The organism is Limnohabitans sp. MORI2 (assembly GCF_027925025.1).
Taxonomy (GTDB): Bacteria; Pseudomonadota; Gammaproteobacteria; order Burkholderiales; family Burkholderiaceae_C; genus Limnohabitans.
Genome location: NZ_AP027058.1, coordinates 1,838,379 through 1,855,579 on the forward strand (window position 1 = coordinate 1,838,379; position 17,201 = coordinate 1,855,579).

General features: G+C 57.5%; 17 protein-coding genes and 1 pseudogene. 13 read left to right on the plus strand and 5 right to left on the minus strand.

Annotated features, from left to right (window positions below; genetic code table 11):
• Positions 1-5 precede the first annotated feature (5 nt).
• Complete coding sequence (locus QMG27_RS08765; RefSeq protein WP_281810673.1) at positions 6-794, minus strand: RNA methyltransferase; 789 nt, start codon at positions 792-794, stop codon at positions 6-8.
• A gap of 105 nt (positions 795-899) precedes the next feature.
• On the opposite strand from QMG27_RS08765, the gene QMG27_RS08770 reads away from it, so the two are divergent.
• The 3 genes from QMG27_RS08770 to QMG27_RS08780 are packed head-to-tail and all read left to right on the plus strand — an operon-like array spanning position 900 to position 5,356.
• Positions 900-1,787 carry an inositol monophosphatase family protein gene (locus QMG27_RS08770; protein ID WP_281810674.1) on the plus strand — a complete coding sequence of 296 codons (888 nt, stop codon included), beginning with the start codon at positions 900-902 and terminating at the stop codon, positions 1,785-1,787.
• A gap of 36 nt (positions 1,788-1,823) precedes the next feature.
• Positions 1,824-4,523, plus strand: a complete 2,700-nt coding sequence (mutS, locus tag QMG27_RS08775; protein ID WP_281810675.1) for a DNA mismatch repair protein MutS — start codon at positions 1,824-1,826, stop codon at positions 4,521-4,523.
• 11 nt (positions 4,524-4,534) lie between these two features.
• Positions 4,535-5,356, plus strand: a complete 822-nt coding sequence (locus QMG27_RS08780; RefSeq protein WP_281810676.1) for an alpha/beta hydrolase — start codon at positions 4,535-4,537, stop codon at positions 5,354-5,356.
• On the opposite strand, the gene QMG27_RS08785 is transcribed toward QMG27_RS08780, so the two are convergent.
• A complete protein-coding gene (locus QMG27_RS08785) occupies positions 5,357-6,214 on the minus strand; it encodes an undecaprenyl-diphosphate phosphatase (protein ID WP_281810677.1) in 858 nt (285 codons plus the stop codon).
• Between the two features lie 60 nt (positions 6,215-6,274).
• Here QMG27_RS08785 and QMG27_RS08790 point away from each other — a divergent pair, with 60 nt between their 5' ends.
• The 10 genes and pseudogenes from QMG27_RS08790 to QMG27_RS08835 all read left to right on the plus strand — a co-directional run bounded on the left by QMG27_RS08790 (position 6,275) and on the right by QMG27_RS08835 (position 14,414).
• Positions 6,275-6,688 (plus strand): DUF2306 domain-containing protein, encoded by a 414-nt coding sequence (locus tag QMG27_RS08790; RefSeq protein WP_281810678.1) that lies wholly within the window; start codon positions 6,275-6,277, stop codon positions 6,686-6,688.
• A gap of 31 nt (positions 6,689-6,719) precedes the next feature.
• Positions 6,720-8,519 carry a glutamine--tRNA ligase/YqeY domain fusion protein gene (locus QMG27_RS08795; protein WP_281810679.1) on the plus strand — a complete coding sequence of 600 codons (1,800 nt, stop codon included), beginning with the start codon at positions 6,720-6,722 and terminating at the stop codon, positions 8,517-8,519.
• Positions 8,520-8,719: 200 nt separating this feature from the next.
• Positions 8,720-9,358, plus strand: a complete 639-nt coding sequence (locus QMG27_RS08800) for an NAD(P)H-dependent oxidoreductase (protein ID WP_281810680.1) — start codon at positions 8,720-8,722, stop codon at positions 9,356-9,358.
• 32 nt (positions 9,359-9,390) lie between these two features.
• Positions 9,391-9,942 (plus strand): rRNA large subunit pseudouridine synthase E, encoded by a 552-nt coding sequence (locus QMG27_RS08805; protein ID WP_281810681.1) that lies wholly within the window; start codon positions 9,391-9,393, stop codon positions 9,940-9,942.
• 26 nt (positions 9,943-9,968) lie between these two features.
• Entirely contained in the window at positions 9,969-10,253 is a 285-nt protein-coding gene (locus QMG27_RS08810) for a hypothetical protein (RefSeq protein WP_281810682.1), read from the plus strand.
• 9 nt (positions 10,254-10,262) lie between these two features.
• Positions 10,263-10,568, plus strand: coding sequence for a 2Fe-2S iron-sulfur cluster-binding protein (locus QMG27_RS08815; protein WP_281810683.1), 306 nt, complete (start codon positions 10,263-10,265; stop codon positions 10,566-10,568).
• Between the two features lie 2 nt (positions 10,569-10,570).
• The gene (locus tag QMG27_RS08820) at positions 10,571-11,251 is read left to right on the plus strand and encodes an RluA family pseudouridine synthase (protein WP_281810684.1); all 681 of its coding nucleotides are present in this window, start codon (positions 10,571-10,573) and stop codon (positions 11,249-11,251) included.
• Between the two features lie 62 nt (positions 11,252-11,313).
• On the plus strand, positions 11,314-12,495 hold the full coding sequence (gene bktB / locus QMG27_RS08825) for a beta-ketothiolase BktB (protein ID WP_281810685.1): 1,182 nt from the start codon (positions 11,314-11,316) through the stop codon (positions 12,493-12,495).
• Between the two features lie 16 nt (positions 12,496-12,511).
• Positions 12,512-13,837: pseudogene (locus QMG27_RS08830) on the plus strand (MFS transporter); the annotation flags it as partial.
• 67 nt (positions 13,838-13,904) lie between these two features.
• A complete protein-coding gene (locus tag QMG27_RS08835) occupies positions 13,905-14,414 on the plus strand; it encodes a hemerythrin domain-containing protein (protein ID WP_281810686.1) in 510 nt (169 codons plus the stop codon).
• Positions 14,415-14,431: 17 nt separating this feature from the next.
• Here QMG27_RS08835 and QMG27_RS08840 read toward each other — a convergent pair whose 3' ends face one another.
• From QMG27_RS08840 to QMG27_RS08850, 3 genes are all read right to left on the minus strand, one after another.
• Complete coding sequence (locus tag QMG27_RS08840; RefSeq protein WP_281810687.1) at positions 14,432-15,472, minus strand: methionine synthase; 1,041 nt, start codon at positions 15,470-15,472, stop codon at positions 14,432-14,434.
• Positions 15,473-15,493: 21 nt separating this feature from the next.
• A complete protein-coding gene (locus QMG27_RS08845) occupies positions 15,494-16,504 on the minus strand; it encodes an LLM class flavin-dependent oxidoreductase (RefSeq protein WP_281810688.1) in 1,011 nt (336 codons plus the stop codon).
• A 62-nt stretch (positions 16,505-16,566) separates the two neighbouring features.
• Positions 16,567-17,190: a response regulator gene (locus tag QMG27_RS08850; protein ID WP_281810689.1), complete on the minus strand. Its 624-nt coding sequence runs from the start codon at positions 17,188-17,190 to the stop codon at positions 16,567-16,569.
• Between the last annotated feature and the right edge of the window lie 11 nt (positions 17,191-17,201).

Genomic DNA, 17,201 nt, shown 5'->3' on the forward strand with positions numbered 1-17,201 from the left:
TTGCCTCAACCCTTGCTTTTCTCGGTTGTGGTTTTAGCCACTTGCGACATGGTTTTGGCAATGCCGCGCAAGATGTGAATTTCTTCTTGCGTCACCTGTGCGCGGTTGAACAACTGGTTCAAACGTGGCATGAGTTTCTTGGGTGCTTCTGGGTCCAAGAAACCAATGTCTGTCAAAGATTGCTGCCAGTGGTCGAGCAAGCCTGCGAGTTGTTGGGCATCGGCCAAGGGTGCGGGTTCTGGCTCTACAGCCATGTGCGTCAAAGCACCGGCTGCATCGGGCAACATCGTGGCCAGTCCGCCCAGTGCTTCGCGCCAGTCATACGCCAACACCTGCACCGCCGCGCCTAAGTTGAGCGAGCCAAACTGGGGGTTGGTGGGTATGCGCAGGCAGGTGTGGCAGCGGTACACATCTTCGTTACGCATGCCAAAGCGTTCGGAGCCAAACAAAAAGCCAACACCAAAGTCGGCGTTCTCGCGATGTTCAGCCGCCAAAGCCGCAAAGTGTGGACGCGGCTCCAACGTGGGTGGGCCAAAGTCACGCGGCGTCATGGCGGTGGCGCACAGGTGATGCAGCCCTTCAATGGCCTCGTCTAAGGTCTCCACCACGCGAGCATTGGCCAGCACATCCAAGGCGCCGCTGGCCCGCTGAATGGTTTCATCACGGCGCAACACGTTCGCCCAGCGGGGCGCGACCAGGACCAAATCGCTAAACCCCATGACCTTCATGGCGCGGGCGGCTGCGCCCACATTGCCGGCGTGGCTGGTATTTAAAAGTATGAAGCGGGTTTTCATGGGCGTTTTGTCAGTCTAAGCGCGTAAAATCTGTCCCATTGTCGCCGCCCGCATCGCTCGGGCGCTTTCTTTGCCAGTTTTGGCGTCAGCTCTTTCACACAATTTATGTCGTCCACTACCCATCCTATGCTCAACGTGGCCATCAAGGCCGCCCGCGCCGCAGGCGCCATCATCAACCGCGCCGCGCTCGACGTGGAAGCGGTTCGCATCTCGCAAAAGCAAGTGAACGACTTTGTGACTGAAGTTGACCAAAACAGCGAACGCGTCATCATCGAAACCCTCCTCACCGCCTACCCTGACCACGGCATCTTGGCCGAAGAGTCAGGCACCATGCACGGCAACCCCAACGCTGACCACATTTGGATCATCGATCCATTGGATGGCACAACCAATTTCATCCACGGCTTCCCCTATTACTGCGTGAGCATTGCTTTGCAAGTACAAGGCCGCTTAGAGCAAGCCGTCATTTACGACCCCACCCGCAACGACTTGTTCACCGCCACCAAAGGCCGTGGTGCGTTCATGAACGACCGCCGCATCCGCGTGAGCAAACGCACCCGCTTGGAAGAGTGTTTGCTGGCCACGGGCTTTCCGTTCCGTCCCGGTGACGACTTCAACAAATACCTGAGCCTGATGGGCGATGTGATGCAACGCACCGCTGGCCTGCGCCGCCCTGGTGCTGCGGCACTCGACTTGGCCTATGTGGCCGCAGGCTTTAGCGATGGTTTCTTTGAACTCGGCTTGAAGCCTTGGGACATGGCCGCAGGCGCCTTGCTGATCACCGAAGCCGGTGGCTTGGTGAGTAACTTCACAGGCGAAGGCCCTTATCTGGAGCACGAAGAGTGCTTGGCCGCACCACCCCGCATTTATGCGCAATTGGTGCCACTCACCACCAAGTACTCCAAGTTTGCAGGTGCAGACGACAAGCGTGCTGCCGGTACAGCGGCTAAAACCTTGAGCCTCTCGCGTCAAACACCCGACGCACCGCTGTAACCACACCAAGGCACACTCTTTTTGGTGAGCACGGCAATGCGCGATTTATCTGGGCACACCCCCATGATGCAGCAGTACTTAGGCCTCAAGGCCGAGTACCCAGACACACTGCTGTTTTATCGCATGGGCGACTTTTACGAGTTGTTCTTTGCCGATGCCGAAAAAGCGGTGCGCTTGCTCGACATCACGCTCACGCAACGCGGCCAGTCCAACGGCGAGCCGGTGGTCATGGCGGGTGTGCCGTTTCACTCGGTCGAAACGTATTTGGCCCGCCTCATCAAGCTCGGCGAATCGGTCGCCATTTGCGAACAAGTGGGCGATGTGGCCACCAGCAAAGGGCCAGTCGAGCGCAAGGTGGTGCGCGTGGTCACGCCTGGCACACTCACCGACAGCGCGTTGCTGAGTGACAAAACCGAAGCCTATGTGCTGGCCATTCATCAAAGCGAACGCGCCGGTTGTGGCTTGGCTTGGCTCAGCGTCACCCAGGGTGTGGTGCATTTGGCCGAATGCCAAACCAACGAACTACCCAACTGGATTGCGCGCATCGCCCCCAACGAAGTGGTGTACAGCGCAGAAGTTAGTCCTGGCTTTGAACAACAGCTCAAAGGTTTTTGTGCACAGTTGGGCTTGCCCGTACAAGTGCGCCCCGCGTTTCAATTTGACGCGGCCTTGGGTGCGCGCAAGCTGCAAGAGCATTTGCAAGCCGCCTCGTTGCAACCGTGGAACGCGCAAGACGTGCCGCAAGCCCACGCCGCTGCCGCTGCGCTACTGGCCTACGCTGAACACACACAAGGCCGCACCCTCACACATGTACATGGCCTGTACGTGGCGCGCAACGATGCACTGATCGACCTACCCCTCACCACACGACGAAACTTAGAGCTCACGCAAACCCTGCGCGGCGAAGACTCGCCCACACTCTTCTCGTTGCTAGACACCTGCATGACGGGCATGGGCAGCCGCCAGTTGAAAAACTGGCTGCTCTCGCCTGAGCGTGACCGCAGCCAAGCCATGCAACGCTTGGCCGCCATCGAAGCGCTGCAAGACAACCGCACGCAAAGCTACAAAGTTTTGCGCGACGCCCTCAAAGGCTCGGGTGATGTGCAGCGCATCAGCGCCCGCGTGTCGTTGCGCCAAGTGCGTCCGCGTGAGTTGGTGTCATTGGGCCAAGCGCTGCAAAAGGCGTTGCGCATTCAGCCACTCATTCCTATCTCGCTAAAAGCGGGGGAGGTAGGTCGCTCTGCGGAGGTCAAGGAGGAGCTCGCGCAGCGAGCGGGGGACACGCAGCAGAGCGGTCTGCCGCCCACGCTTTTAGCGCAAATAGCCCAAGACATGGGCGTACCGCCAGAATGCGGTGCTTTGCTTGAGCGCGCCTTGCTGCCCGAGCCCGCCGTGTTGGTTCGCGATGGCGGCGTCATTGGCCACGGCTTTGATGCCGAGCTTGATGAGCTGCGCAACATCCAAAACAACTGCGACGGTTTTTTGCTCGAACTCGAAGCCCGTGAACGCGAGCGCACCGGCATTGCCAACTTGCGTGTGCAGTTCAACAAAGTGCATGGCTTTTACATCGAGGTCACGCAAGGCCAGATCGACAAAGTGCCCGCCGACTACACGCGCCGTCAAACCCTCAAAAATGCCGAGCGTTTCATCACGCCCGAGCTCAAAGCCTTTGAAGACAAAGCCCTGAGTGCCCAAGAACGCGCCTTGGCTCGCGAGAAGTTTTTGTACGAACAACTGCTCGACACCTTGCAGCCCTTTGTGCCAGCCCTCACCCGCTTGGCGCAAGCTGTAGCCACGCTCGATGCACTGTGCGCCTTGGCCGAACGCTCGCTCACGCTGGGCTGGTGTGCGCCTGAGTTTGTCAAAAACCCGTGCATTGAGATTAGCCAAGGACGCCACCCCGTGGTAGAAGCCCGCTTGGCCGAAACGCATGGCGTGGTCAACGGTGGTGCGGCCAAAACCTTCATTGCCAACGACACGCACTTGGGCCACCCTCACCGCATGCAAGTCATCACTGGCCCCAACATGGGCGGTAAATCGACCTACATGCGGCAAGTGGCCATCATCGTGTTGCTGGCCAGCATCGGCAGCCATGTGCCCGCCACGGCATGTCGCTTAGGCCCGATTGACGCCATCCACACCCGCATCGGCGCGGCCGACGATTTGGCCAACGCGCAATCGACCTTCATGCTCGAGATGACCGAGGCCGCGCAAATCTTGCACGCCGCCACGCCTCACAGCTTGGTGTTGATGGACGAGATTGGCCGAGGCACTTCCACCTTTGACGGCTTGGCCTTGGCCAGCGGCATTGCCACGCACTTGCACGACAAGACCCAAGCCTTCACGTTGTTTGCCACGCATTACTTTGAACTCACCGACTTTCCCGCCAAACACAAGGGTGCGGTGAACGTGCATGTGAGCGCGGCAGAGAACGGCAGCAGCATCGTGTTCTTGCACGAAATTCAGCCTGGCCCCGCCAGCCGCAGCTATGGGATTCAAGTCGCACGTTTGGCCGGTATGCCAACGCCCGTGCTCAACCACGCACGCCATGCGCTCACCTCGCTCGAAGCAGGGGCCGATGCCTCCAAAGTGCAGGTCGATTTGTTTGCCCCACCTCCTTTGCAAGAAGACGCAGGCCCCAGCCCACTGCAAGCCAAACTCGCCGAGATTGACCCGGATCAACTCACCCCACGCGATGCCTTGGACTTGCTGTATCAACTCAAAAAACTGTCGTAATCCTTGTTGTCATGTCTCAGCAGCCTTTGATTGTTTTCTCGCACGGCAACAGCTTCTCAGCAAGTACTTACCGCGTCATGCTCGACTCCCTACGAGCACGCGGTTTTCGCGTCGAGGCGGTTGAAAAATTCGGCCACGACCCGCGCTATCCCGTCACCAACAACTGGCCTCACTTGGTGCAACAACTCACCGACTTCGTCCAGCCATTGACGTCGCACAACGGCCCCGTTTTTTTAGTCGGCCATTCGCTAGGCGGCATCTTGAGCATGATGGTGGCAGCAAAACACCCCGAGCTGGTGCGCGGTGTAGTGCTGCTCGATTCGCCCATGTTGGGTGGCTGGAAAGCCAAGCTGCTCAAAACGGTCAAGCGCGTGCCAGGCGCTGAGGTGTTTTCACCCGCTGCCATCAGCCGCAAACGTCGCACCACATGGGCCAACGAAGCCGAAGTGCTGGAACACTTCCAACGCAAAAAAGCCTTTGCCAAGTGGCACCCACAAGTGCTGAAAGACTACGTGACCTACGGCACACACGACGAACAAACCGCACACGGCACACGCCGCGTGCTGAGCTTTGATCGCGATATCGAGAGCGCCATCTACAACGGTCTGCCCGACCATTTGGAAACCTACTTCAAGCGCCACCCGCTCAAATGCAAAGCCGCCCTGATCGGCGGCTTGCAATCGCGTGAGTTGAAACAAGTAGGCTTAGATTTCAGCCGTCGCGTCACGCAGGGCCGCGTGATGAAGATTGACGGCACGCATCTGTTTCCGATGGAGCATCCGTTGGTGGCAGCGGCGGCCGTGGAAACCGCACTGCTGAATTTGATTGGCTGATTACGCCGCCCAAGTCACTGTGCCAGTCCACGCTGTAGCGAGCACCACGATGCCAAAAACAATGCGATACCAAGCAAATGGCACAAAGCTGTGGCTGGCGATGTAGCGCAGCAACCAGCGCACACAAATCCACGCGCTGATGAATGAGAACACCAAGCCCACGGCAAACACAGGCGCATCAGCTAAGCTTAGCAACTCGCGTTCTTTGTAAAGGCTATATGCCCCCGCACCAATGAGCGTCGGGATGGCCAAATAAAACGAAAAGTCAGTGGCTGCTTTGCGCGACAAGCCCAGCAACATGCCACCAATGATGGTCGCGCCACTGCGGCTCGTGCCGGGAATCATGGCCAAGCACTGCACCAAGCCCACTTTCAAAGCGTCGGTAGCCGACATGGCTTCCACAGTTTCAATACGCGCGGGCTCAACCGCTGACTCGTCTTCGCCCTCAGGCTTGGCACGGCCCCAGCCTTCAGCCCACAGAATGATGAAGCCACCCAAGATGAAGGTGCTGGCCACCACGGTGGGCGTGAACAAATGCGCTTTGATGAACTTGCCAAACACCAAGCCCAGCACCACCGCTGGCACAAAGGCGATGAACACGTTCAACGCAAAGCGACGCGCCTCAACTTGCGTAGGCAACGCCACCACGGTGCTAAAAATCTTTTGCCAGTAAACAATGATCACGGCAAAGATCGCGCCGGTCTGAATGGCAATGTCAAACACCTTGGCTTTTTCATCATCCATGCCCAGCAAAGCGCCAGCCAAGATCAGATGACCTGTCGATGAAATAGGCAAAAACTCGGTCAAACCCTCGACCACACCCATGGCTGCAGCTTTGAGCAATAAAACGATATCCATACAACTCCTTAGATGGGTTGAATTATCCCTTGTGTGTTTGCCTCCTAAAATCCGAAACACATGCAACTCACGCCCGTCATCGCCATCCACATGAGCGCAGCGATCACCGCATTTGCGATTGGCCCCGTTGTGCTGTGGGCACGCTTAGGCCAGCATGTCCGGCCATGGCTGCACCGTGCACTGGGCTATGCATGGACCACGCTGATGTTGGTGGCGGCCATCAGCGCCCTCTTCATCCGAGACTTCAATTTGCCCAACATCGCAGGCTACACGCCGATTCATGTACTCATTCCGGTCACTCTGATGAGCTTGTTTTTTGCCTTTCGTGCATTGGCCAGACGAGAATTTGTAGCCCATCGAAAAACGATGCAAAGCCTCTACATTGGCGCTTGCGTGGTAGCAGGCGCTTTCACGCTGCTGCCCTCTCGCTATTTTGGGCAATTGATTTGGCATGAATGGCTCGGCTGGCTCTGATTCAGCCCCGCATGCCGCCTAAAATCACGGCATGACGAAACCCGCCAACCCCGCGACAGAACAAGACCACAAGCCCAGCAACTTTTTGCGCCAAATCATCGAAAACGATTTGGCCCAAGGCACTTACGCCAGCCGCCGCTGGGCGGGCAGCCCAGGGGACGCAGCGCACCATGCCAAGGGCGAGCCCGATCCCGCCAAAATTCGCACCCGCTTTCCACCCGAGCCCAACGGCTACTTGCATGTGGGTCACGCCAAAAGCATTTGCATCAACTTCGGTTTGGCGCGTGACTACGGTGGCGTGTGCCACCTGCGCTTTGACGACACCAACCCCGAAAAAGAAGACACGGAATACGTCAATTCCATCATCGACGCGGTGAAGTGGCTGGGCTTTAGCTGGAGCCAACCCGGCAACGACGCGGCTTACCAAGCCAGCGACTACTTCGACTTCATGTACCGTGCAGCAGAGGCCTTGATTGAAGCCGGCCACGCCTACGTGGACGAACAAACGCCCGAAGAAATGCGCGTCAACCGTGGCGACTTTTCGAAGCCTGGTGTGAACAGCCCTTTCCGCAGCCGCACGCCTGCTGAAAACTTGGCCCGCTTTCGCGAAATGCGCGACGGCCAACACGCTGATGGTTCGATGGTGCTGCGCGCCAAGATTGACATGGCCTCGCCCAACATCAACCTGCGCGACCCCGCCATCTACCGCATTCGCCGCGCAACGCACCACAACACCGGCGACAAATGGTGCATCTACCCGATGTACACCTTTGCCCACCCCATCGAAGACGCGCTGGAGCAAATCACACACAGCATTTGTACGCTGGAGTTTGAAGACCAACGCCCGTTCTACGACTGGCTGATGGATCGCTTGTGCGAGTGCGGCCTGCTGGCTACCCCTGCGCCCAAACAATACGAGTTCTCGCGCCTCAACCTCACCTACGTCATCACCAGCAAACGCAAACTCGCGCAACTGGTGAACGAAGGCAAGGTCAGCGGCTGGGACGACCCCCGCATGCCCACCATCGTCGGCCTGCGTCGCCGTGGCTACACGCCCGAGAGCCTGCAACTGTTTGCCGAACGCATTGGCGTGACCAAGAGCGACAGCTGGATTGACTACAGCACGCTCGAAGGCTGCTTGCGCGAAAGCCTAGAAAACACCGCACACCGCGCCATGGCCGTGCTGGACCCCGTCAAACTCGTGCTCACTAACTGGGACGAAGTGATGGGCGCGGGCCACCTAGAGCCCTGCACACAACCTGCGCTGCCCCACGCAGAGGAAGGTGCTGAAGTGCCCACACGCCATTTCAAAATTGGCAAAGAAGTGTGGATTGAGCGTGACGACTTCGCCGAAGTGCCGCCCAAAGGCTACAAACGCCTCTACCCCGGCAACAAGGTGCGCCTCAAAGGCGGCTACGTCATCGAGTGCACAGGCTGCACCAAAGATGCAAATGGTTTGATCACCGAGGTGCTTGCCACCGTCATCCCCGACACCAAGAGCGGCACACCCGGCAGCGCCACCGTTAAGGCCAGCGCCGCCATCACATGGGTGGGCGTGAACGACGGCCTGCAAGCTGAAGTGCGCATGTATGACCGCTTGTTCACCGACGCACAACCCGACGCAGGCGGCAAAGACTTCCTAGCCGCCCTCAACCCCGATAGCCTGAAAGTGGTGACCGCATATGTGGAGCCATCACTGGCCCACGTGCCCGCAGGTGCGCACTTTCAGTTTGAACGCCACGGCTACTTTGTGACCGACCGTGTGGACCACACGCAAGGCAAGTTGGTATTCAACAAGATCACGGGGCTCAAGGACACTTGGGCGAAGTAATCATTCAAAAGTTGTCCCACGCCTCTGTGCATGAGGCTGTGGACAACAGCTTGGATATCATCTACAGCCTAGATTCCATCAGGCCTGCCACGCACTGCCTTTAAAACGGGCAGCAACAAAACACCCCCTTATCAATACCCCCTAGCCAGCGAAGCATCACAGGCTTGGTTATCCTTACGCCCCGTAAAGGAACTCAATCAATGTCTACTCTTCTCGACAAACTGCAATGGCGCTACGCCGCCAAAAAAATGGACGCCACCAAGTCCGTGCCTCAAGACAAAGTGGAACGCATCATCGAAGCGGCCCGCTTGGCCCCCACATCGAGCGGCTTGCAGCCGTTTGAAATTTTTTTGGTCACCAACCCCGACGTGCGCGCCAAAATTCAAGCCAGCGCACACAACCAAGCGCAAATCACCGAAGGCTCTCACCTCTTGGTGTTTGCTGCGTGGGACACCTACACAGCTGATCGCATCAACATGATGTTTGACCTGACCAACGCACAGCGCGGCGGCACCAACGAAGGCTGGGAAAACTACCGCCAAATGTTGTTGGCCAACTACCCTGCGCGTGACGCACATGTGAACTTTGAACACGCCGCTCGCCAAGCCTACATTGGCTTGGGCGCAGCGTTGATCTCCGCTGCGTTTGAAGAAGTGGACGCTACGCCAATGGAAGGTTTTGACCCCAAGGCCGTGGACGAAATTTTGAACTTGCATGCACGCGGTTTGCGCAGCGTGGCCATCATGCCTTTGGGCTACCGCTTGGCTGAGCAAGACTGGCTCGCACCACTCAAAAAAGTGCGCCGCCCACGCGAGCATTTCGTCACTGAAATCAAGTAAGCAGCGCCCCTGCCAAGGCGGGGTGTATCTGCGTGCTCATTCGTTTCAACAAACCCTACGGTGTCCTCAGCCAGTTCACGGCTGAGGGCCGTTGGCGTGGGCTGAAAGAGTTCATCGACCTACCTGGCGTGCATGCTGCAGGCCGATTGGACGCAGACAGCGAAGGCTTGTTGTTACTCACCGACGACGGCCCGCTGCAAGCGCGTATTGCCGACCCACGTTTCAAAATGGCCAAAACGTATTTGGCGCAAGTGGAAGGCGAAATCAGCGAAGACGCGTTGCGCCAGCTACGTCAAGGTGTGCAGCTGAACGACGGCCCTACCCTGCCCGCTGATGCACGCGCAGTAGACGAGCCAGATTGGCTGTGGCCGCGCACGCCGCCCATTCGTGAGCGCAAGAGTATTCCCACCGCGTGGCTCGAATTGACGATTCGCGAAGGCCGTAACCGACAAGTGCGCCGTATGACGGCTGCCGTGGGCCTGCCCACGTTGCGGCTCATTCGCACCGCCATTGGCCCCTACAACTTGGCCGACCTTGAGCAAGGCACATGGGCGCAAACCGCTGTGCTGCCCGCACAGGGATAATTGAGACATTCTTCTATCCCTTCGTTATGTCTACCCCCATCGAAAGCCTTCACGCCTTGCGCCAAGCTTTGGCCGATTTGCGTAGCAACGTCATGACAGACCGTGCGTTTGTGCAGACCGCCCGCACGCAAACCCAATTGTTTGTAGCGTTGCCGCCCAAGTTTGAAACCGTGTGGCTGAACTTGCTTGACCGACTCGAGTCCAGTGCCTTGTTCACGGAAGAGAGCTGTTCGTTCAGCCAAACCGATTTGCTCGACAGTTTGGTCATGGTGTTGGACAAGGCCGAAGCCCAGCTCGATACGCCAACTTGATACGCCAGCATGACTATCCGTGACCCTTTTCAAATCTTCACTGTCAAAGTGGAGCCTGCAGGTTTGCAATATGACGTCGAGGGTGACTTGAGCCTGCTCGAAGCAGCCGAAATGTCGCGCATTGAGCTACCCAGTTCTTGCCGCAACGGCACATGCCGCACGTGCTTGTGCAAGTTGATGAGTGGCGAGGTGACTTACACCGTCGAGTGGCCGGGCTTGAGCGCCGAAGAAAAAGCCGAAGGCTATGTGCTGCCCTGCGTGGCGCGGCCCACCAGCCATGTGGTGATCGAGCAAACCGAAGCTCGCGCCAGCTGAACATGCAACCACTTTACGAAGACGAACACCTGCTGGTGTTTGAAAAGCCCAGCGGTTTGCTGTCTGTGCCCGGGCGTGGGCCTGAAAAGCAAGACTGCCTCTCTAAGCGCGTGCAAGACATTTACATCGACGCGCTGGTGGTGCACCGCCTCGACCAAGACACCTCGGGCCTGATCGTCATGGCGCGTGGCATTGAAGCGCAGCGACGCATCAGCCGTTTGTTTGAAACCCGTCAGGTGAGCAAGCGCTACATGGCGGTGGTGGCGGGTAACCCGCTTTTGAGCCAAACGCACGTGCCCACCAACGAAGAGGGCTGGCGTGCCATTGAAGGCAACATCATGCTCGACTGGGAGCGTCGGCCCATTCACATCATTCACCCCGATGGCAAACCGAGCCTCAGCCTGTGGCGCATGGTGCAAGCGGGTGACACCGCCAGCTTGATTGAGCTAGAGCCCTTCACGGGCCGCACGCACCAGCTGCGTGTGCACATGCAAAGCTTGGGGCACCCCATGTTGGGCGATTCGCTGTATGCACCGCCTGACATCAAAGCGCTCACACCGCGTCTGATGCTGCATGCGCAAGACCTTGGATTTCCTCATCCGTTCAGCGAAGAACCCTTGCTTTTCAAGGCTCCCGTGGCGTGGTCTGCGGTAAACCCCTATGTTTTAAACGCTCAGCCGTAAGAGATCTGTAGCAAATCCAGCGCACACTGTTTCAGTTCTAACTTTTATAACTGGAGATGAAGATGCGTGAAGTAGTAGTGGTCAGCGGTGTTCGTACCGCCATCGGTACCTACGGCGGTAGCCTCAAAGACATTCCCCCCACCGAGCTGGCCGCCCAAGTGGTGCGTGAGTCACTGGCACGTGCCCACGTAGAAGGCAAAGACGTGGGCCATGTGGTGTTTGGCCATGTGGTGAACACCGAACCCAAAGACATGTACCTCTCTCGCGTGGCGGCCATCAACGGCGGCTGCGCTGAAACCACCCCTGCTTTCAACGTTAACCGCCTATGCGGTTCGGGCTTGCAAGCCATCATCAACGCCAGCCAAGCCATCGCGCTGGGCGACTGCGATGTAGCCATTGGCGGCGGCGCAGAAAACATGAGCCGTGGGCCGTATGCCAACCTCACCCAACGCTGGGGCAGCCGCATGGGCGACGCCAAAGTCATCGACATGATGGTGGGCGCTTTGCACGACCCCTTCCACAACATCCACATGGGTGTGACCGCTGAAAACGTGGCCGCCAAATACGGCATCACCCGCGAGATGCAAGACGCTGCAGCGGTAGAGAGCCACAACCGCGCCGAGAAAGCCACTGCCGCTGGTTTGTTCAAAGACCAAATCGTGCCCGTGATGCTCAAGAGCAAAAAAGGCGATGTGGCCTACACCGTAGACGAGCACTTCCGCACCGGCGCGACCCTGGCCGACTTCGCCAAGCTCAAGCCCGTGTTCCAGAAAGAAAACGGCACCGTGACCGCTGGCAACGCCTCGGGCATCAACGACGCTGCCGCTGCCGTGGTGTTGATGGAAGCCAAAACCGCACAAGCCCGCGGCTTGAAGCCTTTGGCCCGCTTGGTGGGTTATGCCCACACCGGCCTTGACCCCAAAATCATGGGCGTGGGCCCCATCTCGGCCACGCAAGCCGTGCTCAAGCGCACAGGCCTCACCGTGAACGATTTGGACGTGATCGAAGCCAACGAAGCCTTTGCCGCACAAGCTTGCGCGGTGACCCAAGAGCTGGGCCTCGACCCCGCCAAGGTCAACCCCAACGGCTCTGGTATTTCTTTGGGCCACCCCATTGGCGCAACCGGTGCGCTCATCACTGTGAAAGCTTTGTACGAGTTGCAACGCATTCAAGGCCGTTATGCTTTGGTCACGATGTGTATCGGTGGCGGTCAAGGCATCGCTGCTATTTTTGAACGCATGTAATGTAAAGTCCGGTTCTGTGAAAACAGAACCAACATCCTCTGGCGCGAACCAATTTACCCTCTTGGGTCAACGGCGGTTCGCGCCATTTTTTTGGACGCAGTTTTGTGGCGCGGCCAACGACAACGTCTTTAAATTTGCCTTCACCGTTCTGGTGACTTACCAGCTCAATGTGAGTTGGCTACCCCCCAGCTTGGCGGGCTTGGTGATTGGGGCCTTGTTCATCTTGCCCTACCTTTTGTTCTCAGCCACCAGCGGCCAAGTGGCGAACAAATACGACCAAGCCGTGCTCATGCGTTTTGTCAAAAACCTCGAAATCGCCATCATGCTGCTGGCCGCTTGGGGCTTTGCCCAGCACCAAGTGGCGGTGCTCTTGGCTTGCGTGTTTTTGATGGGCACACACTCCACGCTTTTTGGTCCCGTCAAATACGCATACCTGCCACAAACCTTGCAACCGCATGAGCTAACAGGTGGCAACGGCATGGTGGAGATGGGCACCTTTGTGGCCATTTTGTTGGGCAACGTCGCGGGCGGTTTGTTGGTGGCGCTGCCTGAGGCCCATCATCAAAGCGTAGCGATTGCCTGCATTGGCATTGCCGTGTTGGGCCGAGTGTTCAGCGGTTGGATTCCATCGGTCCCTGCACACCATCCGAATTTAAAAATCAACTGGAACATCGTCACCGAGACCTCTCACAACCTGCGCTTGGCACGCGAAAAGCCCACCGTGTTTCACACGCTGTTGGGCATCAGTTGGATGTGGTTTTTTGGCGCGATTTTTTTGAGCCAATTTCCCAGCCTTGCCAAAGAGGTGTTGCATGGCGACGCGCAAGTCGCATCGCTTTTGTTGGTGTTGTTTTCGGTGGGCATTGGCATCGGTTCTCTGTTGTGCGAGAGCTTGAGCCGTCGACAACTGGAGATGGGGCTCGCTCCCTTAGGCGCTATTGGCATGAGCGTGTTTGCCGTTGATCTGTACTTTGCCACGCGCGGTCTGCCCGATGCGCCGTTGATGGACATGTCCACGTTTATCGGCATCAGCGCGCACTGGCGCGTGATGTCCGATTTGCTGCTGCTGAGTTTGTTTGCGGGCATCTACAGCGTGCCCATGTACGCGCTCATCCAACACCACAGCCATGCGCACCATACGGCACGCATCATTGCCACCAACAACATCCTAAACGCCTTGTTCATGATTGCCAGCTCGCTCATTGCAGGCGCGCTGCTGAGCAACGGGCTTTCCATTCCCGAAGTCATTTTGGCAACTGGGCTTGGCAACATTGCCTTCAACGCATGGCTCTTTTACAGAGAGCCGCAATACATTCATCGCTTTCGGGCTTGGCTTTGTGCTTGACCTAGCGCAACTTTGACGCAAGGCTTTCGGTTTATCCTTAGCCTCACTCTTTGGAAAGACACCCATGACAGACACCCTGATCCCCACCCGTGAAGTGACCTTGGCTTGGTCCGATGCTTTGGTTTTGGATTTGGACTTCATGGACGACACGCATCGCGAGTTTGTCGACCTGCTGGCCGCTACCGAGCTGGCCGATGACGACACGGTGCTGGACCGTTTTTCTGACTTGATTGACCACACCGACGACCACTTTGGTCGCGAAGACAAGTGGATGGCCGACACCCAGTTTTCATCCACCAACTGCCACACCATGCAACACAACGTGGTGCTACAAGTCATGCGCGAAGGCTTGAGACGTGGCCGTGAAAAAGGTGAATTAGACGTGGTGCGCCAAATGGCCCACGAATTGGGCATTTGGTTTCCCCAACACGCCCAAGCCATGGACGCGGCTTTGGCACTGCACCTGCGCCGTGTGGGCTACGACGAAGCCACAGGCAAAGTCACCGCACCAGAATCTCTGCCAGAGGGCGAGATCCATGGCAGCGGGAGCTGCGGTGACGGTGGCTGCGCTTAAGCCTTGATACGCAACTATTAAGCGTAACGCTGGCGAGCCAGAGCCGCACCATCGGCCAAGGCTTTTAGTTTCTTCATCGCCACCTCGCGACTCATGGGCGCCAAGCCGCAGTTGGTGCAGGCTATCAAGTGATTTTTCGGCACGTACTTCAACGCCATGCCGATCGTGTCAGCAATTTGTTCAGGCGTTTCAATCACATCGCTGGCCACGTCGATCACGCCCACCATCACGTCTTTGCCTTCTAACAATGCCATCAACTCAGGTGGCACGTGCGAGTGATAGCACTCCAAACTCACTTGCTGGATGCTGCTCTTGGACAAGGCGGGCAATACTTTTTCGTATTGACGCCATTCGTCGCCCAAGGTCTTTTTCCAGTTGTTATTGGCTTCAATGCCATAGCCATAGCAAATGTGAACAGCGGTGGTGCAGGTCAGCCCTTGTGCCGCACGCTCTAAGGCCTTGACACCCCAATCGGCAGCCTCATCCAAGTAGACATTGAAGGCGGGTTCGTCAAACTGAATGATGTCTACGCCATCGGCTTGCAGTGCCAAGGCTTCTTGATTGAGCAACTCGGCAAACGCAAAAGCCATGTCGATGCGTCCTTGTATGGGGTCTTTGCCCTTGCCGTAGAAACGGTCGGCCACGGTGTCGACGATGGTCATGGGGCCAGGCAACGTGAATTTGAGTTTTTTCTTGGTATGGGCGCGGGCCAACTGCGCTTCAAATGCGTGCACGCGGCCTTTCAACTTCAAGGGCGCGATGACTTGCGGCACTTGAGCGTCGTAGCGGTTGTTGCGAATCCCCATCGTCACTTTGTTTTCAAAGTCGATGCCTTCGACCTGCTCTAAAAAGCCGTGCACAAAATGTTGGCGCGATTGCTCGCCATCGCCAATCACATCCAGACCCGCGTCTTCTTGCGCTTTGATCCACAGCAGCGTGGCATCGGCTTTGGCTTGCAAAAGTGCATCGCCTTGTGCCTGCCACTTGGGCCAGAGTTTGTTGGTCTCAGCCAACCATTCGGGTTTGGGCAAGCTGCCTGCAATTGCGGTTGAAAACATGGTGTGGTCTCCGTTTTGGTTTTAGATGGATGCTGTCAATGAAAACTCTTGGGCCAACAGCTCATACGAGCGGGCTTGTGCTGCTGCGTCGTGCGTCCACGTGATGATGACCACTTCGTCCAGCTGCAAGCGTTCGGCTAATTGGCGTAATTTGTCGGCCACTTGTGGCGCACTGCCCACCAAAGCGCCAGCACGCAGCTCAGCCATCGCCACTTGTTCAGAGGCGTTGTACTCGCGCACGGCTTGCTCGGGCGGCAACAAAGCTCCTAGGCGTCCTGTATTGCGGTCCATCTTCCAGCGGGCGCGGCTTTGAAAGAGACGCCATGCTTCTTCTTCGGTATCCGCCGCCAAAGCCCACACGCACACCGTGGCACGTGGCTTGGGGTTGCGTTCGTTGGGACGGTAGTTGGCGCGGTAAAGGTTGAACGCGTTGTCCGCGCCCTGCCCTTCGGTGATGAAGTAAGCAAAGGCATACGGCAAGCCCAAATGCGCGGCCAACTGTGCGCCGTAGTCTGAGCTGCCCAGCATCCAAACATCGGGCGATGTGGGCCCGCTGGGATAGGCATACACGCCATGTCCAGGATGGCCTGCGGGAATGGGTTCGCCAGTGACCCACGCCTGCAGCTCCATCACTTGCTGAGGGAAGTGTTCAGCCGCATGCCGATCAGGATTAAGTAACTGCGCCGTACGACCATCACTGCCGGGGGCACGGCCCACACCGAGGTCAATGCGGCCAGGCGCTAGGGCATCGAGCACGCGGAATTGCTCGGCAACTTTGAGAGGAGCGTAGTGCGGCAACATGACGCCTGCACTGCCCAGCCGAATGCGGGTGGTGCGCGCAGCAATGGCCGCCATCAACACCTCGGGCGCAGTGCCCACGATGCTGGGATGACTGTGGTGTTCGCTCACCCAAAAACGGTGATAGCCCCATGCCTCGCATTGGGTGGCAAGGGCTAGGGTCTGGCGAAGGGCTGCGTCTTGGCTTCGGCCAGCGGCAGCAACGGATTGATCGAGGACAGAGAGTTTGAGCACGGGGCAGAGCTTAACTGGCTCTGCCTGTCCCTGCTGTCACACAGGTACAAACGGCTTGCGTATCAAGCGGCTTGACGTGCGCGTCGGTTGATTTGACGCACTGACATCAATGCATCAAAGAATCCGTGTAACCAATCCATGTCGATCGGTTTTTGCAACATTTGCACACCATCGGGCAACCCCCCTTTGGCCTGCACGTCTTGAGGACTCATGCCCGTCATCACCACCACGGCCAAATTGCTGAACAAGTTGTGCGTGCTGAGTGTTTTCAAAAACTCGAAACCATCCACATTGGGCATCTTCAAGTCAGTCAACAAGACCTGGGGCTGCAAGCTGGGCATGTCGAGCAATGCTTCCATGGCCGAAGCGTACATCACCGCATCGAGCGGCAAGCCCCATTGGTCGAAGTTAGCCTGCAGCATCAAACGTGTGTTTTCATCATCTTCCACCACCAAGACGCGCAAACGGTCTTCACCTTGCATCATGGATGCTGGGGCTAAGTTGTGACGGCGCTGATAGTCTTGAATCGATTGCAAAGAAATGCGGCGATGACCGCCTTGGGTCTTCCATGCCTTGAGGTCATTCTTCTCAACCAAACCTTGGACTGTTCCTACAGAGATACCCAACATCTTGGCGGCGTAGCTGGTACCGCAATACCCATCGTACGGTTCCTTAGGCATATTCATTACAAGTTCCT

What these genes read in the sequence shown, in the direction of transcription:
- QMG27_RS08835 (WP_281810686.1), top strand. Translation starts at nt 13,905, where the DNA reads ATGACAGACACCCTGATCCCCACCCGTGAAGTGACCTTGGCTTGGTCC.
- QMG27_RS08810 (WP_281810682.1), top strand. Translation starts at nt 9,969, where the DNA reads ATGTCTACCCCCATCGAAAGCCTTCACGCCTTGCGCCAAGCTTTGGCC.
- QMG27_RS08785 (WP_281810677.1), bottom strand. Translation starts at nt 6,214, where the DNA reads ATGGATATCGTTTTATTGCTCAAAGCTGCAGCCATGGGTGTGGTCGAG.
- bktB (WP_281810685.1), top strand. Translation starts at nt 11,314, where the DNA reads ATGCGTGAAGTAGTAGTGGTCAGCGGTGTTCGTACCGCCATCGGTACC.
- QMG27_RS08765 (WP_281810673.1), bottom strand. Translation starts at nt 794, where the DNA reads ATGAAAACCCGCTTCATACTTTTAAATACCAGCCACGCCGGCAATGTG.
- QMG27_RS08820 (WP_281810684.1), top strand. Translation starts at nt 10,571, where the DNA reads ATGCAACCACTTTACGAAGACGAACACCTGCTGGTGTTTGAAAAGCCC.
- QMG27_RS08800 (WP_281810680.1), top strand. Translation starts at nt 8,720, where the DNA reads ATGTCTACTCTTCTCGACAAACTGCAATGGCGCTACGCCGCCAAAAAA.
- QMG27_RS08790 (WP_281810678.1), top strand. Translation starts at nt 6,275, where the DNA reads ATGCAACTCACGCCCGTCATCGCCATCCACATGAGCGCAGCGATCACC.
- QMG27_RS08815 (WP_281810683.1), top strand. Translation starts at nt 10,263, where the DNA reads ATGACTATCCGTGACCCTTTTCAAATCTTCACTGTCAAAGTGGAGCCT.
- QMG27_RS08840 (WP_281810687.1), bottom strand. Translation starts at nt 15,472, where the DNA reads ATGTTTTCAACCGCAATTGCAGGCAGCTTGCCCAAACCCGAATGGTTG.
- QMG27_RS08795 (WP_281810679.1), top strand. Translation starts at nt 6,720, where the DNA reads ATGACGAAACCCGCCAACCCCGCGACAGAACAAGACCACAAGCCCAGC.
- QMG27_RS08780 (WP_281810676.1), top strand. Translation starts at nt 4,535, where the DNA reads ATGTCTCAGCAGCCTTTGATTGTTTTCTCGCACGGCAACAGCTTCTCA.
- mutS (WP_281810675.1), top strand. Translation starts at nt 1,824, where the DNA reads ATGCGCGATTTATCTGGGCACACCCCCATGATGCAGCAGTACTTAGGC.
- QMG27_RS08770 (WP_281810674.1), top strand. Translation starts at nt 900, where the DNA reads ATGTCGTCCACTACCCATCCTATGCTCAACGTGGCCATCAAGGCCGCC.
- QMG27_RS08850 (WP_281810689.1), bottom strand. Translation starts at nt 17,190, where the DNA reads ATGAATATGCCTAAGGAACCGTACGATGGGTATTGCGGTACCAGCTAC.